Annotated in this window: 13 protein-coding genes; 11 read left to right on the top strand and 2 right to left on the bottom strand. The window is 62.6% G+C overall.

Translation table 11 applies throughout. The features are described 5' to 3' along the window. The first annotated feature begins 66 nt into the window (after positions 1-66). On the top strand, positions 67-384 hold the full coding sequence (locus JOE27_RS20190) for a Rieske (2Fe-2S) protein (RefSeq protein ID WP_115273551.1): 318 nt from the start codon (positions 67-69) through the stop codon (positions 382-384). On the opposite strand, the gene sfsA is transcribed toward JOE27_RS20190, so the two are convergent. Together sfsA and JOE27_RS20180 are read right to left on the bottom strand one after the other, a co-directional pair. Further along, positions 374-1,087 carry a DNA/RNA nuclease SfsA gene (sfsA, locus tag JOE27_RS20185; protein WP_039604039.1) on the bottom strand — a complete coding sequence of 238 codons (714 nt, stop codon included), beginning with the start codon at positions 1,085-1,087 and terminating at the stop codon, positions 374-376. The two genes, JOE27_RS20190 and sfsA, sit on opposite strands and share 11 nt — an antisense overlap. Continuing rightward, a complete protein-coding gene (locus JOE27_RS20180) occupies positions 1,087-2,259 on the bottom strand; it encodes a pyridoxal phosphate-dependent aminotransferase (protein ID WP_046788168.1) in 1,173 nt (390 codons plus the stop codon). The genes sfsA and JOE27_RS20180 overlap by 1 nt, the downstream gene beginning before the upstream one ends. 210 nt (positions 2,260-2,469) lie before the next feature. On the opposite strand from JOE27_RS20180, the gene dksA reads away from it, so the two are divergent. The 10 genes from dksA (at position 2,470) to pgi (ending at position 15,060) form a co-directional block, all read left to right on the top strand. Beyond that, a complete protein-coding gene (gene dksA / locus JOE27_RS20175; protein ID WP_039604811.1) occupies positions 2,470-2,913 on the top strand; it encodes an RNA polymerase-binding protein DksA in 444 nt (147 codons plus the stop codon). 63 nt (positions 2,914-2,976) lie between these two features. Further along, the gene (gluQRS, locus tag JOE27_RS20170; protein ID WP_119688257.1) at positions 2,977-3,864 is read left to right on the top strand and encodes a tRNA glutamyl-Q(34) synthetase GluQRS; all 888 of its coding nucleotides are present in this window, start codon (positions 2,977-2,979) and stop codon (positions 3,862-3,864) included. A 244-nt stretch (positions 3,865-4,108) separates the two neighbouring features. Beyond that, positions 4,109-4,285, top strand: coding sequence for a hypothetical protein (locus tag JOE27_RS20165; protein WP_003250005.1), 177 nt, complete (start codon positions 4,109-4,111; stop codon positions 4,283-4,285). Then, complete coding sequence (locus JOE27_RS20160; RefSeq protein ID WP_012312670.1) at positions 4,269-7,244, top strand: sensor histidine kinase; 2,976 nt, start codon at positions 4,269-4,271, stop codon at positions 7,242-7,244. The genes JOE27_RS20165 and JOE27_RS20160 overlap by 17 nt, the downstream gene beginning before the upstream one ends. 4 nt (positions 7,245-7,248) lie before the next feature. Then, complete coding sequence (locus tag JOE27_RS20155; RefSeq protein WP_046788166.1) at positions 7,249-8,688, top strand: sigma-54 dependent transcriptional regulator; 1,440 nt, start codon at positions 7,249-7,251, stop codon at positions 8,686-8,688. A gap of 776 nt (positions 8,689-9,464) precedes the next feature. After that, positions 9,465-10,853, top strand: a complete 1,389-nt coding sequence (locus tag JOE27_RS20150; protein ID WP_115273547.1) for a polynucleotide adenylyltransferase PcnB — start codon at positions 9,465-9,467, stop codon at positions 10,851-10,853. Beyond that, positions 10,850-11,329, top strand: a complete 480-nt coding sequence (gene folK / locus JOE27_RS20145; RefSeq protein WP_012312667.1) for a 2-amino-4-hydroxy-6-hydroxymethyldihydropteridine diphosphokinase — start codon at positions 10,850-10,852, stop codon at positions 11,327-11,329. Before JOE27_RS20150 ends, folK begins: the two co-directional genes overlap by 4 nt. Before the next feature lie 263 nt (positions 11,330-11,592). Next, complete coding sequence (gene panB, locus JOE27_RS20140; protein ID WP_046788164.1) at positions 11,593-12,393, top strand: 3-methyl-2-oxobutanoate hydroxymethyltransferase; 801 nt, start codon at positions 11,593-11,595, stop codon at positions 12,391-12,393. Beyond that, on the top strand, positions 12,390-13,253 hold the full coding sequence (gene panC / locus JOE27_RS20135; RefSeq protein ID WP_204919646.1) for a pantoate--beta-alanine ligase: 864 nt from the start codon (positions 12,390-12,392) through the stop codon (positions 13,251-13,253). The genes panB and panC overlap by 4 nt, the downstream gene beginning before the upstream one ends. Before the next feature lie 142 nt (positions 13,254-13,395). Further along, positions 13,396-15,060, top strand: a complete 1,665-nt coding sequence (pgi, locus tag JOE27_RS20130) for a glucose-6-phosphate isomerase (RefSeq protein WP_012312664.1) — start codon at positions 13,396-13,398, stop codon at positions 15,058-15,060. Positions 15,061-15,120 lie beyond the last annotated feature (60 nt).

Below are 15,120 nucleotides of genomic sequence, written 5' to 3'. Positions count from 1 at the left end.
GGCAATTTGATAATTATTCGCATTGACGCGTCAAGCCATCACTTGTTTCACGAGTCGTTCCCGCAAATGCACTTCCTTTGTACTTCCGCAGCGCTGGCCGAGGGCCACAGCCGCGCCTTCAGCGTAGACGGCACCGAACTGTTCGGCGTGCGTCGCCAGGGCCGTGTGCACCTGTATCGCAACCGCTGCCCGCACCGGGGTATCCCCTTGAACTGGCAGGCGGACGCATTTCTCGATGACAGTGCCAGCCTGATCCACTGCGCCCATCACGGGGCGCTGTTCCTGATTGAGAATGGCGAATGCGTGGCAGGCCCCTGCGAAGGTGACGCGCTGCAGGCCCTGGACTGCCTGGAAGATAGCCAGGGCATCTGGCTCAGGGGTTGAGCAGCACCGGTAGCGGACGGTCGATGACGATGTGCCCGGCATCCAGGCGCGCACCATAGGCCAGCACCTCTACTCCATCCGCCACCGCGGTGCGCAGTGCCCGGGCATAAGCCGCATCGATCTCGTCGGCCGGGCGCACCGCTTCGATGCCTGTCAGGTTCACACAGTACAACTGCACCGCACGTATACCTTGCCGGGCCAGCGTCGCCAGTTCGCGCAGGTGCTTGGCACCGCGCTGGGTGACAGCATCCGGGAAAGCAGCCACTGCCGTGTCCGGGTACCCCAGTGTCACACTCTTGACCTCGACGTAGGCCGGCCCGTGGTCGAACTCCAGGCGAAAGTCCACACGGCTGCCTTCTTCACCGTAGGCCACCTCACGTTTGAGTGCAGTGAAGCCCGCCAGCTCTCGGATCACGCCGGCGCGAAGCGCTTCTTCGACCAGCGCGTTGGCCCGCCCCGTGTTGACGCAGGCCAGCCGCCCCTGGGGCGTTTCACTGATTTCCCAGGTGCCCGGCAGCTTGCGCTTGGGGTCGTTGGAGCGACTGAACCAGACCTGCCCGCCCTCACGCATGCAATTGAGCATGGAGCCGGTGTTGGGGCAATGGATGGTCAGTTGCTCCCCATTGGCCAGTTCGATGTCCGCCAGGAACCGCTTGTAGCGGCGCAACAGCCGCCCCTGCTCGAGTGGAGGAAAGAACACCATCAGCCTTGCCAGCTCCGTAAGCCCCGGGCGATGCGCTGGACCGCTTCCTCCAGCCGCGGCAGGCTCTGGGTGTAGGCAAAGCGCACATGATGGCCGGCCAGGTGGCGACCAAAGTCCAGGCCCGGCGTGAACGCCAGATGCTCGGTTTCCAGAAAGTGCCGACAGAAGGCAAAGGCATCGCCACCAAAGGCACTGATGTCGGCATATAGATAGAACGCGCCCTGCGGCTCCACGGCAATGCGAAAGCCCAGTTCGCGCAGGGCGGGCAACAGGTAGTCGCGACGACGGGCAAACTCGGCGCGGCGCGCTTCGAATATTGCCAGGGTTTCAGGCTGGAAGCAGGCCAGTGCGGCGTGCTGGGCCATGCTGGGCGCGCTGATGTACAGATTTTGCGCCAGCTTTTCCAGATCGGCCACGGCGTCAGGCGGCGCAACCAGCCAGCCAAGCCGCCACCCGGTCATGCCGAAATACTTGGAAAAACTATTCAGGACGAATGCCGAATCATCCACCTCCAGGACGCTCGCAGCGTCCATGCCGTACGTCAGCCCGTGGTAGATCTCGTCCACCACCAGGTGGCCATTTCGTTCGCGGGTGGCCTTGGCCAGGCTGGCCAGCTCATCACGCTCCAGCACCGTACCGGTGGGGTTGGCTGGCGAGGCGACCAGGGCACCGACAGTGTCCTGGTTCCAGTGACGGGCCACCAGGTCGGCGGTCAGCTGGTAGTTCACCTCAGGCCCGACAGGTACCAGTTGCGCACCACCCTCGACCAGTCGCAGGAAGTGGCGGTTGCATGGATAGCCGGGGTCTGCCAACAGCCAGTGCTTGCCCGGGTCGACCAGCAGGCTGCTGGCCAACAGCAGCGCGCCAGAGCCCCCCGGGGTGATCAGGATGCGTTCAGGGTCTACCGCAACGCCATAACGCTGGTCGTAAAAACCCGCAATCGCCTCGCGCAGTGCCGGCAGGCCACGCGCGGCGGTATAGCGGGTATGCCCGGCAGCCAGCGCTGCCTGGCCTGCCTCGACGATAGGCGCGGCAGTGGTGAAGTCCGGCTCGCCGATCTCCAGGTGGATCACATCATGACCGGCCGCTTGCAGCTCGTTGGCCCGCGCCAGCAACGCCATGACGTGGAAGGGTTCGATGGCGCGGCTGCGCGCACTGTAGGGGTGAGCCATGACCTTCTCTCAATTGGGTCTAAACTGGTGATTCTACCTCTGCGCGGCACCGAACGTGCGCTTCACGGCGCTGTCAACAGCTAGGACCGGGCGGGCTAGCGCACCCCCGATCTATCTGGTAAGTTCGGCGGCTCGCAGTCGCAGGGCCGGCGGGTGCCGGAGATGGAGCATCCTGCGCATTGGATCAGATGAGTGAGAGGCGGTCTATTCATGTCCACCGTAGAAAAGCAAAAAGTCCAGACCATGTACGGTGTCGAGCCCTACGTCGAAAGCAAGGGTGAGGCGTACATGGGCGAGCCCATGAAAAAGCACTTCACCAAGCTGCTCAATGCCTGGAAAGGCGAGCTGATGGTCAGTGTGGATCGCACCGTTGATCACATGAAAGACGAAGCGGCCAACTTCCCGGACCCGGCCGACCGCGCCAGCCAGGAAGAGGAATTCGCCCTTGAGCTGCGCAACCGCGATCGCGAGCGCAAGCTGATCAAGAAGATCGACAAGACCCTGCAGAAAATTCAGGACGACGAGTACGGCTGGTGCGACTCCTGCGGTATCGAGATCGGCCTGCGCCGTCTGGAAGCCCGTCCGACTGCCGACCTGTGCTTCGACTGCAAGGAAATCGCGGAGAAAAAGGAAAAAACAGTCGGCAAAGGCTGATCCTTCTCCTACCCGAACGGGGCGCATCATGCGCCCCGTTTCATTTCATACGCACGACCACCCATGAACGACTCCCGCTACATCGGACGCTTCGCCCCCACCCCCAGCGGTTTTCTGCACTTCGGCTCGCTGGTCGCAGCCCTCGCCTCCTGGCTTGACGCCCGTGCGGTCAATGGCCGCTGGCTGCTTCGCGTGGAAGACACCGACCCGCCCCGGGAAATGCCGGGCGCCCGTGATGCAATCCTGCAGACGCTGGAGCGCTATGGGCTGGAGTGGGACGGCGAGGTTGTCTTCCAGAGCCAGCGCCACCCGGCTTATGCAGAAGTGGTCGAGCGCTTGTTCAATATGGGCCTGGCCTATGCCTGCACCTGTTCGCGCAAGCAGCTCGAAGGCTACAACGGCATCTATCCAGGGTTTTGCCGCAACGCCGGGCATGCCCGTGAAGGCGCGGCCATCCGCCTGCGGGTGCCAGAACTGCTCTACCGCTTTACCGATCGGGTGCAAGGGGCGTTCCAGCAACACCTTGGGCGCGAGGTGGGCGATTTCGTGATTCAGCGCCGCGACGGGCTGTATGCGTACCAGTTGGCCGTTGTGCTGGATGATGCCTGGCAAGGTGTTACCGACATCGTGCGCGGGGCCGACCTGCTCGACAACACGCCGCGCCAACTGTACCTGCAGGAATTGCTGGGCTTTTCCCAGCCGCGCTACCTGCACATTCCGCTGATCGTGCAACCTGATGGGCACAAGCTGGGCAAGTCGTACCGTTCGCCGCCCCTTGAGGCTGGCCAGGCGACGCCGTTGCTGTTGCGGGCGTTGCGGGCATTGGGCCAGGAAGCTGACCCCCAGTTGTTGACGGCAACGCCGGCTGAAGTGTTGGCCGTGGCGCGCCAGCGCTGGCAGCCAGCGGCCATTGCACAGCGAACGACGGTGCCCGAGGCTGATTTGAACTGAAGCATCACCGGCCCTATCGCCGGCAAGCCGGCTTGCACAGGTACAGTGCAGTACCTATAGGTGTGGGTACTTGTGGGGGGCGGGCTTACCGACGATAGGGCCATTACAGGCAACTAACGTCTCAAAAACAAAAGCCCAATAATTTCAAACCCTTGGCGAACACCACCGATTCCCGCTAGCATCGCCCCAGCCATTTGCGCCAATAATAAGTCCAAGCCCGCAGCGCCCAACCATCGAGGCCAGCATGTACATCTATCGTTTGGTCCTGCTTCTGGTCGTGGGGATCTACCTGTTCTCCCCGGCCATCATGGACTGGTGGATCGAACCGACCGGTGCCTGGTACCGCCCTTACCTGCTCTGGCTGATCCTGATCGTCGTCACCTTCATCCTGCAGAGCCAACGAGATGCCGATGAGCTTTAGCCTGACCCAGATGATCCTGATCAGCGCCGCGTACCTGATGGTGCTGTTCGGCGTGGCCTGGATCAGCGAGCGTGGGTTGATACCCCGTTCGATCATTCGCCACCCGCTGACCTACACCCTGTCGCTGGGCGTCTACGCCAGCGCATGGGCGTTCTACGGCTCGGTGGGCCTGGCCTATCAGTATGGCTACGGCTTCCTCGCCTGTTACCTTGGGGTGTCCGGCGCCTTCCTGCTGGCACCGGTGCTGCTCTACCCGATCCTCAAGATCACCCGCACCTACCAATTGTCGTCACTGGCCGACCTGCTGGCCTTTCGCTTTCGCAGCACCTGGGCCGGTGCGCTGACGACCATTTTCATGCTGATCGGGGTACTGCCCCTGCTGGCGCTGCAAATTCAGGCAGTGGCCGACTCGATCAGCATTCTCACCGGTGAACCAGTCAAGGCCCGGGTGGCCTTTGCCTTCTGTGCGCTGATCATCCTGTTCACCATCTTCTTCGGCTCACGCCACATCGCCACGCGCGAAAAGCATGAAGGGCTGGTGTTCGCCATCGCCTTCGAGTCGGTGATCAAGCTGCTGGCCCTGGGCGGCATTGGCCTGTATGCCCTATACGGCGTGTTCGGGGGCCCGCACGGGCTGGAAGTGTGGCTGCTGCAGAACCAGACAGCCCTGGCAGCGCTGCACACCCCCTTGCAGGAGGGCCCATGGCGCACCCTGCTGCTGGTGTTCTTCGCCTCGGCCATCGTCATGCCGCACATGTACCACATGGCCTTCACCGAAAACCTCAACCCGCGCTCACTGGTCAGCGCCAGCTGGGGCCTGCCGCTGTTCCTGCTGTTGATGAGCCTGGCCGTGCCGCTGGTGCTGTGGGCAGGCCTGCGCCTGGGCGCCAGTACCAACCCCGAGTACTTCACACTGGGCCTTGGCATCGCCGCCAACAACAAGGCGCTGGCACTGCTGGCCTATGTCGGTGGGTTGTCTGCCGCCAGCGGCCTGATCATCGTCACCACCCTGGCGCTGTCGGGCATGGCGCTCAACCACCTGGTGCTGCCGTTGTACCAGCCACCGGCCGAAGGCAACATCTACCGCTGGCTGAAATGGACCCGCCGCGCGCTGATAGTCGCCATCATCACCGCTGGCTTCATGTTCTACCTGAACCAGAACACCCACCAGAGCCTCGCCAACCTGGGCATCGTCGCCTTCGTCGCCACCTTGCAGTTCCTGCCTGGGGTGCTGTCGGTGCTGTACTGGCCGACCGCCAACCGCCGTGGCTTCATCGCCGGCCTGCTGGCCGGCACCCTGGTATGGATGGTGACCATGCTGCTGCCCCTGCTGGGCAACCTGCAGGGCTTCTACATCCCGCTGCTGGACATGATCTATGTGCTCGACGACACCAGCTGGCACATGGCGGCAATTGCCTCGCTGGCCGCCAACGTATTGTTGTTCACGCTGATTTCACTGTTCACCAACGCCAGCAGCGAGGAAGTCAGCGCCGCTGAAGCATGCGCGGTGGACAACGTGCGCCGCCCCCAGCGCCGCGAGCTGCATGCTGCCTCACCGCAGGAATTCGCCACCCAACTGGCCAAGCCACTGGGCGCCAAGGCTGCACAGAAGGAAGTCGAACAAGCCCTGCGTGACCTCTACCTGCCGTTCGACGAGCGCCGCCCCTATGCCCTGCGCCGCCTGCGTGACCGCATCGAGGCCAACCTCTCGGGCCTGATGGGCCCGAGCGTGGCCCAGGACATGGTCGAAACCTTCCTGCCTTACAAGTCTGGCAACGAGAACTACGTCACCGAAGACATCCACTTCATCGAAAGCCGCCTGGAAGACTACCACTCGCGCCTGACGGGCCTGGCTGCTGAACTCGATGCCTTGCGCCGCTACCACCGCCAGACCCTGCAGGAGCTGCCCATGGGCGTCTGCTCGCTGGCCAAGGACCAGGAAATCCTGATGTGGAACAAGGCCATGGAAGAGCTGACCGGCATCGCCGCCAAACACGTGGTCGGGTCGCGCCTGGTAACCATCGATGAACCCTGGCGCGGCCTGCTGCAAGGTTTCATCAACGTGCCTGATGAGCACTTGCACAAGCAGCGCCTGGCACTGGACGGGCAGCCGCGCTGGCTGAACCTGCACAAGGCAGCCATCGACGAGCCCCTGGCACCCGGCAACAGCGGCCTGGTGCTGCTGGTCGAAGACCTCACCGAGACCCAGGCCCTGGAAGACAAGCTGGTGCACTCCGAGCGCCTTGCCAGCATCGGCCGCCTGGCTGCGGGCGTGGCCCACGAGATCGGCAACCCGATCACCGGCATCGCCTGCCTGGCGCAAAACCTGCGCGAGGAGCGCGAAGGGGACGGCGAGATCATCGAATTGTCGAGCCAGATACTCGAACAGACCAAACGGGTGTCGCGCATCGTGCAGTCGCTGATGAGCTTTGCCCATGCCGGCGGTAGCCACCAGAACAGCGAAGAGCCGGTGTGCCTGGCTGAAGTGGCCCAGGATGCCATCGGTCTGCTGGCGTTGAACCGGCGCAATTTCGAAGTACAGTTCTTCAACCTCTGCGACCCCGACCACTGGGCCGAGGGGGACCCCCAGCGCCTGGCCCAGGTACTGATCAACCTGCTCTCCAACGCGCGCGATGCTTCGCCGCCCGGCAGCGCCGTGCGGGTACGCACCGAAGTCAGCGAGCACACCGTCGACCTGATCGTCGAGGACGAAGGCAGTGGGATTCCGAAGAACATCATGGACCGCCTGTTCGAACCTTTCTTCACCACCAAGGACCCGGGCGAGGGAACCGGACTGGGGCTCGCTCTGGTCTATTCCATCGTGGAAGAGCATTATGGGCAAATCACCATCGACAGCCCGGCCGACATCGAACGGCAACGTGGCACACGGATCCGCGTGACCCTGCCCCGGCATGTCGTAGCGACGTCCCCTGAAATTCGAGACCGTCGAGAGAATTGAATCAATGCCGCATATTCTGATCGTCGAAGACGAAACCATCATCCGCTCGGCCTTGCGTCGCCTGCTCGAGCGGAACCAGTACCAGGTCAGCGAAGCCGGCTCGGTGCAGGAAGCCCAGGAACGCTTCAGCATTGCCACCTTCGACCTGATCGTCAGCGACCTGCGCCTGCCCGGCGCGCCGGGAACCGAGTTGATCAAGCTCGGCCAAGGCACCCCGGTGCTGATCATGACCAGTTACGCCAGCCTGCGCTCGGCGGTGGACTCGATGAAGATGGGCGCGGTGGACTACATCGCCAAGCCTTTCGACCACGACGAAATGCTCCAGGCCGTGGCGCGCATCCTGCGCGACCGGCAGAGTGCGCCGGCACCCGCCCCAGCCGCCGAGCCACGCAGCAACGGCAAGGCAGCGCCTGCCGACAAAGGCGCCCCGGCATCTGCCAACGGCGAGATCGGCATCATTGGCTCCTGCCCCCCCATGCAGGATATGTACAGCAAGATCCGCAAGGTGGCGCCCACCGATTCCAATGTGCTCATCCAGGGTGAGTCCGGTACCGGCAAGGAACTGGTAGCCCGTGCCCTGCACAACCTGTCACGGCGCGCCAAAGCGCCGATGATCTCGGTGAACTGCGCGGCCATTCCCGAAACCTTGATCGAGTCGGAACTGTTCGGCCACGAAAAAGGTGCGTTCACCGGTGCCAGCGCCGGGCGTGCCGGCCTGGTGGAAGCGGCAGACGGCGGCACCCTGTTCCTCGATGAGATCGGTGAACTGCCACTGGAAGCCCAGGCCCGTCTGCTGCGCGTACTGCAGGAGGGCGAAATCCGCCGGGTGGGTTCGGTACAGTCGCAAAAAGTCGATGTGCGCCTGATTGCCGCGACCCACCGCGACCTGAAAAACCTGGCCAAGGCTGGGCAATTCCGTGAAGACCTTTACTATCGCCTGCATGTGATCGCCCTGAAATTGCCAGCCCTGCGCGAGCGCGGCAGTGACGTCAACGAGATCGCCAGCGCCTTCCTCGCCAGGCAGAGCGCGCGCATCGGTCGTGACGACCTGCACTTCTCGCCTGAAGCCGAGCAAGCCATTCGTCATTACAGCTGGCCGGGCAACGTGCGCGAACTGGAGAACGCCGTAGAGCGTGCGGTGATTCTGAGCGAGAGCGCGGAAATATCGGCCGAACTGCTGGGTATCGATATCGAGCTGAGCGATATGGACGATGACGACCTTCTCGACAAGGCGATGGCCGCTGGCGCTGCCAGCAACGCCAGCCATGAGCCGACCGAGGATCTATCGCTGGAAGACTACTTCCAGCATTTCGTGCTTGAGCACCAGGACCACATGACCGAAACCGAGCTTGCCCGCAAGCTCGGGGTCAGCCGCAAGTGCCTGTGGGAGCGCCGTCAGCGCCTGGGCATACCGCGCCGCAAGAGCAACGCTACCAGCGAATGAGCGACTCCGATGGTGCACGCCGCAGCAAAGGTGGCGCCAGTCAGATCGAGCGCCGCCCGCGCGGCGCTTGATCGCATGGACGCTGAACAGGTCGCGGCAACCCGTGGTAACACATCAGTACCCGCAAAAATCTGTTACCCAATCTTTGCGCCGTAACAGTTCCCGAGGCGTACGGTAACGAAATTCCGACATTTACCACCCGCCAGCCTTTTCAAAAACCCGCCAAGCCATTGATTTCATTGGGTTTGCAAAAGTTGGCACGCCACCTGCTATATGTTCAGTACAAGAACAATAACAAGCACTGCAACTCAGAATAAGAACAAGACGAAACGGCTCACGCACAATAAAAACAAGACGGCGGAGGCGCAGCTAACTGATTCTTTTGGAGAGGATGCGTGTTTGGGGCTTGCCCCACGACCAGGCAGAGAACAACAAAAACTGCACTAAAAAGCAGCGCCTGAACTGGTTGGATCGAATGATCAGCGTGACATCAGCGGCCAAAGCAATCCGTTTGCTCTTAACCCCTGGATTGGGGGTCGTCCACAAGCTTTGAGATTTGTGGGCAGGGCACTCAACAAAAACAAGAAGCCCGGCATAAAAACAATAAGAGCACGCAACGACTTCTTGGGGAGCTTAGGCTCCCCTTGTCGTTTCTCCCTTCTGGCAGTCCATCCTGCTACCGCCTACACCATTCCCCGAGTAAATGCTAGAATCCCCGCCCATCATGCGGCCATTCTCCTATTCTTGGCCGAACATTCCTTCACACAGTGCATCCCATGCTGAAGAAGCTGTTCCAGTCTTTCCGCCCTCCCGTACCGGGCCAGCACCACAAGCGCACCACGCCTGAGGTGATCAACAAGAGCCAACACTCGCTGCAGCGCCACCAGTTCAGCCGCCATGCGGTGAATATCGTCGAGCGCCTGCAAGGCGCGGGCTACCAGGCCTACCTGGTCGGTGGTTGCGTGCGCGACCTGATGCTGGGCATCACGCCCAAGGACTTCGACGTCGCCACCAGCGCAACACCTGAGCAGGTACGTGCCGAGTTCCGCAATGCGCGCATCATCGGCCGTCGCTTCAAGCTGGTTCACGTGCATTTCGGCCGTGAAATCATCGAAGTCGCGACCTTCCGTGCCCATCACTCAGAAGACGACCAAGGTGACAGTCACCGCTCGTCGCACAATGCCAGTGGTCGCATTCTGCGTGACAACGTATATGGCAGCCTGGAAGAGGACGCGCAACGCCGCGACTTCACCATCAACGCCCTGTACTACGACCCGGTCAGCGAACGCGTCCTCGATTACGCCAACGGCGTGCACGACGTACGCAACCGCCTGTTGCGCCTGATCGGTGACCCGACGCATCGCTACCAGGAAGACCCGGTACGCATGCTGCGTGCGGTGCGTTTTGCCGCCAAACTCGACTTCGGCATCGAAAAGCACACCTTCCAGCCGATCCGCGGCCTGGCACCGCTGCTGCGCGAAATCCCGCCTGCGCGGCTGTTCGAGGAATGCCTCAAGCTGTTCCTGTCCGGCCAAGGCGCGATCGTCTTCGAGATGCTGGTCGACCTGGCATTGTTCGAGCCGCTGTTCCCGGCCAGTGCGCATGCACTGGAAGAGCGCCCGACCTACACCCATACCCTGATCAGCCAGGCGCTGAGCAACACTGACCTGCGTATCAAGCAAGGCAAACCGGTGACCCCGGCCTTCCTGTTCGCCGCCCTGCTCTGGCCAGCCCTGCCAAGCCGCGTACTGCACCTGCAAAACCAGGGTGTACCGCCGATCCCGGCCATGAATGGCGCAGCCCACGACCTGATTGCCGAACAGTGTGCGCGCATTGCCATTCCGAAGCGTTTCACCTTGCCTATCCGCGAGATCTGGGACATGCAGGAGCGCCTGCCACGACGCAGCGGCAAACGCGCAGACCTGCTGCTCGACAACCCACGCTTCCGTGCTGGCTACGATTTCCTCCTGCTGCGCGAGAGCGCAGGCGAAGAAACCGACGACCTTGGCCAGTGGTGGACCGATTACCAGGATGCCAGCGACTCCGAGCGCCGCGAGATGATCCGCGAGCTGGGCAGCCGTGATGAAGGCACCGGGGCCGGCCCACGCAAGCGCAAGCGCAGCAACAGCAAGCGCAAACGTGGTGGCGATGAGGCGTTCGAGTGACCACTCGCGCCTACATCGGCCTTGGCAGCAACCTGGATGCGCCTGCCGAGCAACTGGGCAACGCCCTGCAGGCGCTGGACCGGGTCGCGAGCACCCGCCTGGTGGCGGCCTCTGCCCTGTACACCAGCGACTCCCTGCTGCCTGGCCAGCCGCGTTACACCAACGCCGTCGCCGCTCTGGATACCTCTCTCGCCCCCCTGGACCTGCTGGACGCCCTGCAGGCCATCGAGAATGAACAGGGCCGTGTACGCAAGGAACGCTGGGGCCCACGCACGCTCGACCTGGACATCTTGCTGTTCGGCGACCACGTCATCGATGTGCCACGCCTGCAGGTGCCGCACTACCACATGCATGCCCGCCCCTTCGTGCTGTACCCACTGGCCGAACTGGTGGCAGACGACTTTCACCTGGCCGACGGCCGCCCGCTTGCCCAGTTGCTCCAAGCCTGCCCGTTTGTCGGCCTGGAACGCCTGTAGCCCAGGCGCTTGGGGCCTTTCTCCAAGGGCGGTAACGCCAGTAACACCCTGTTCGTAACAATGCGGTAACAGGGTGATTGACTTCCCCCACCTCGCTCACGACTATAGGCGTCCCGTGTGGCACCAAAGTGCCGCATACCCGTATTTAGGCCCGGACGGACCTGTGCCCCGAACATCACACGCGATGATGTGCCGCTCCGGAAGATGACTACACGCGTTGTTGGCGGTCGTTTTTCACAGCGCCTGAACGAGGATTTTCCTACATGCCTGAAGTAACCCTGACCACCCTGCACGGCCTCAAGGCCAAGGGTGAAAAGATCACCATGCTGACCTGCTACGACGCTACCTTTGCCAAGGCTGCAAGCCAGGCCGGCGTCGAAGTGTTGCTGGTGGGCGACTCCTTGGGGATGGTCCTGCAGGGCCATGACAGCACGCTGCCCGTCACCACGGCGGAAATGGCCTACCACACCGCCTGCGTCAAACGCGGCAACGAGGGTGCGCTGATTCTTGCCGACCTGCCCTTCATGGCCCATGCCACCCCCGAGCAGGCCTTCGCCAACTGCGCCACGCTGATGCAGGCCGGCGCCCACATGATCAAGCTTGAAGGCGCTGCCTGGCTGGGCGAGACCATTCGCCTGCTGGCCGAGCGCGGTGTGCCGGTGTGCGCTCACATGGGCCTGACCCCGCAAACCGTCAACGTTCTGGGCGGTTATAAAGTGCAGGGGCGCCAGGAAGCCCAGGCACGGCAGATGCGCGCCGATGCCATCGCCCTGGAACAGGCCGGCGCCGCCATGCTGTTGCTCGAATGCGTACCCAGCGAATTGGCCGCAGAAATTACCCAGGCCGTGAGCATCCCAGTGATCGGTATCGGTGCCGGCAACGCTACCGACGGCCAGGTGCTGGTCCTGCACGACATGCTGGGCTTGTCCCTTAGCGGTCGGGTACCAAAGTTCGTGAAGAACTTCATGGTCGGCCAACCGGACATCGCGAGCGCACTTACCGCCTACGTCAAGGCTGTCAAAGACGTCAGTTTCCCAGCGAGCGAGCACGGATTCAGCGCATGAACACAGTCAAGACCGTCCGTGAACTGCGCGCAGCCATTGCGCGCGCCCGTGGCGAGGGCAAGCGTATCGGCTTCGTGCCAACCATGGGCAACCTGCACAGCGGCCATGCTGCGCTGGTGACCACAGCGGCCCAACGTGCCGACTTCGTCGTTGCCAGCATATTCGTCAACCCGCTGCAGTTCGGCGCCAACGAAGACCTCGACAAGTACCCACGCACCCTCGCCGCCGACCAAGAGCGCCTGCTCCAGGCTGGCTGCAATCTGCTGTTCGCTCCCACTGTCGAAGAGATGTACCCCGACGGTATGGCCGTGCAGACCCGCGTCAGCGTGCCGAACCTTTCCGAAGGCCTGTGTGGCACAAGCCGCCCGGGGCATTTCGAGGGCGTAGCCACCGTGGTCAGCAAGCTGTTCAACATGGTTCAGCCCGATCTCGCGGTGTTCGGCGAAAAGGACTACCAGCAACTGGCGGTGATTCGCGCCATGGTGCGTGACCTGAACATGCCGATCCAGATCATCGGCGAGCCGACCGTGCGCGCCGAGGATGGCCTGGCGCTGTCGTCGCGTAATGGTTACCTGACGGCAGAACAGCGTGCTACTGCCCCGGTTGTGTACCGCACGCTGCAGCAGATCGGCGACGCCATCAGCCGTGGCCAGCGCGACTTTGCAGCGCTGGTTGCCGATGGGCAGGCTCAGCTGACAGCGGCCGGCCTGCGCCCGGACTATCTGCAGGTACGCCATGCGCTGACCCTTCGCCCAGCGATGGTCGATGACCGGGACCTGGTGATTCTGGTGGCGGCCTACCTGGGTAACACGCGGCTTATCGACAACCTTTACGTGCATCTGGACGAAAAGACTGCATGATGCCGGGGGCTGCCCTGCAGCCCCAAATTCCCCTCCCCGCCCCATTCCCTGCGCGCAACCAATGCCTATAATGATGGCCAGCCTGAACCTGGCCATGACGCCCCTGTCCAAGGCCACACTACGCAACAAGGAATTCTGCGCAATGGCGTATTACCGGACACCCCATGATGTTACGGCCCTGCCAGCCTGGCAGGCCCTCCAGCAGCACCGCGACGCCATGCAGGATTTCAGCATGCGCGAAGCCTTCGCCGCCGACTCCAAGCGCTTCGACGAGTTTTCCCTGAGCTGCTGCGGCCTGTTCCTCGACTACTCGAAAAACCTGATCAACGAACAAAGCCGCGACCTGCTGGTGCAGCTGGCCGAACAAGTCGGCCTGCAGGATGCGATCAAGTCGATGTTCAGCGGCGAAATCATCAACGCCTCCGAAGGCCGTCCGGTGCTGCACACCGCCCTGCGCCGCCCGGTGGGTGACAAGCTCAGCGTCAACGGCGTCAACGTGATGCCCGAGGTGCACAAGGTACTCAACCAGATCACCGAGCTGGTGGGGCGTATCCATGACGGGCTGTGGCGTGGCTACAGTGAGAAGCCGATCACCGATGTGGTCAATATCGGCATCGGCGGTTCTTTCCTGGGCCCTGAACTGGTTTCCGAGGCGCTGCTGCCCTACGCCCAGCGCGGCGTGCGCTGCCACTACCTGGCCAACATCGATGGCAGTGAGTTCCATGAGCTGTCGGCCAACCTGCGCGCCGAAACCACCTTGTTCATCGTCTCGTCCAAGTCGTTCAACACCCTCGAGACCCTGAAAAACGCCATGGCCGCACGTACCTGGTACCTGGCCCAGGGCGGTTCGGAAGCCGAGCTGTATCGCCACTTCATCGCCGTATCCAGCAACAAGGCTGCCGCCGTAGCCTTCGGCATCCGCGAAGAGAACATCTTCCCCATGTGGGACTGGGTCGGCGGGCGCTATTCGCTGTGGTCGGCCATCGGCCTGCCGATCGCCCTGGCCATCGGTACCGCCAACTTCAAGGAACTGCTGTCGGGTGCCTACACCATGGACCAGCACTTCCAGACCGCGCCGTTCGAGAAAAACATGCCGGTGCTGCTGGCCCTGCTGGGCGTCTGGTACGGTAATTTCTGGGGTGCCCGCAGCCACGCGATCCTCCCTTACGATCATTATCTGCGCAACATCACCAAACACTTGCAGCAGCTGGACATGGAGTCCAACGGCAAGAGCGTGCTGACCGACGGTACGCCAGTGAAGACCGATACCGGCCCGGTGATCTGGGGCGGCGTCGGCTGCAACGGCCAGCACGCCTACCACCAGTTGCTGCACCAGGGCACCCAGCTGATCCCGGCCGACTTCATTGTCCCGGTGGTGAGCTTCAACCCGGTTGCCGACCACCATCAGTGGCTGTACGCCAACTGCCTGTCGCAAAGCCAGGCGCTGATGCTGGGCAAAACGCGTGAGGAGGCCGAGGCCGAATTGCGCCAAAAGGGCCTGAATGAAGCCGACATCGAAAAACTCGCTCCACACAAGGTGATCCCGGGCAACCGCCCGAGCAACACCCTTGTGGTCGAACGCATCAGCCCGCGTCGCCTTGGCGCGCTGGTGGCGATGTATGAGCACAAGGTGTTCGTACAGAGCGTGATCTGGGGCATCAACGCCTTTGACCAATGGGGCGTGGAACTGGGCAAGGAGCTGGGCAAGGGTGTCTACCAGCGTATCGTCGGCAGCCTGGAAGACAGCGCCGAAGATGGTTCCACCCAGGGCCTGATCAACTACTTCCGCGGCCGTCACCGCGGCTGACCGATGCCGGCGTCTTCGTGGCCAGCCCGCGAAGACGCCGGCACAGGTTGAACACCTCTT

Origin of the sequence: Pseudomonas sp. M5 (genome assembly GCF_016907075.1) — a bacterium.
GTDB lineage: Bacteria > Pseudomonadota > Gammaproteobacteria > Pseudomonadales > Pseudomonadaceae > Aquipseudomonas > Aquipseudomonas putida_E.
Note: the sequence above shows the minus strand (reverse complement) of the source record. Positions and strands in the feature narration are given on the sequence as shown.

What these genes read in the sequence shown, in the direction of transcription:
- JOE27_RS20190 (WP_115273551.1), top strand. Translation starts at nt 67, where the DNA reads ATGCACTTCCTTTGTACTTCCGCAGCGCTGGCCGAGGGCCACAGCCGC.
- sfsA (WP_039604039.1), bottom strand. Translation starts at nt 1,087, where the DNA reads ATGGTGTTCTTTCCTCCACTCGAGCAGGGGCGGCTGTTGCGCCGCTAC.
- JOE27_RS20180 (WP_046788168.1), bottom strand. Translation starts at nt 2,259, where the DNA reads ATGGCTCACCCCTACAGTGCGCGCAGCCGCGCCATCGAACCCTTCCAC.
- dksA (WP_039604811.1), top strand. Translation starts at nt 2,470, where the DNA reads ATGTCCACCGTAGAAAAGCAAAAAGTCCAGACCATGTACGGTGTCGAG.
- gluQRS (WP_119688257.1), top strand. Translation starts at nt 2,977, where the DNA reads ATGAACGACTCCCGCTACATCGGACGCTTCGCCCCCACCCCCAGCGGT.
- JOE27_RS20165 (WP_003250005.1), top strand. Translation starts at nt 4,109, where the DNA reads ATGTACATCTATCGTTTGGTCCTGCTTCTGGTCGTGGGGATCTACCTG.
- JOE27_RS20160 (WP_012312670.1), top strand. Translation starts at nt 4,269, where the DNA reads ATGCCGATGAGCTTTAGCCTGACCCAGATGATCCTGATCAGCGCCGCG.
- JOE27_RS20155 (WP_046788166.1), top strand. Translation starts at nt 7,249, where the DNA reads ATGCCGCATATTCTGATCGTCGAAGACGAAACCATCATCCGCTCGGCC.
- JOE27_RS20150 (WP_115273547.1), top strand. Translation starts at nt 9,465, where the DNA reads ATGCTGAAGAAGCTGTTCCAGTCTTTCCGCCCTCCCGTACCGGGCCAG.
- panB (WP_046788164.1), top strand. Translation starts at nt 11,593, where the DNA reads ATGCCTGAAGTAACCCTGACCACCCTGCACGGCCTCAAGGCCAAGGGT.
- panC (WP_204919646.1), top strand. Translation starts at nt 12,390, where the DNA reads ATGAACACAGTCAAGACCGTCCGTGAACTGCGCGCAGCCATTGCGCGC.
- pgi (WP_012312664.1), top strand. Translation starts at nt 13,396, where the DNA reads ATGGCGTATTACCGGACACCCCATGATGTTACGGCCCTGCCAGCCTGG.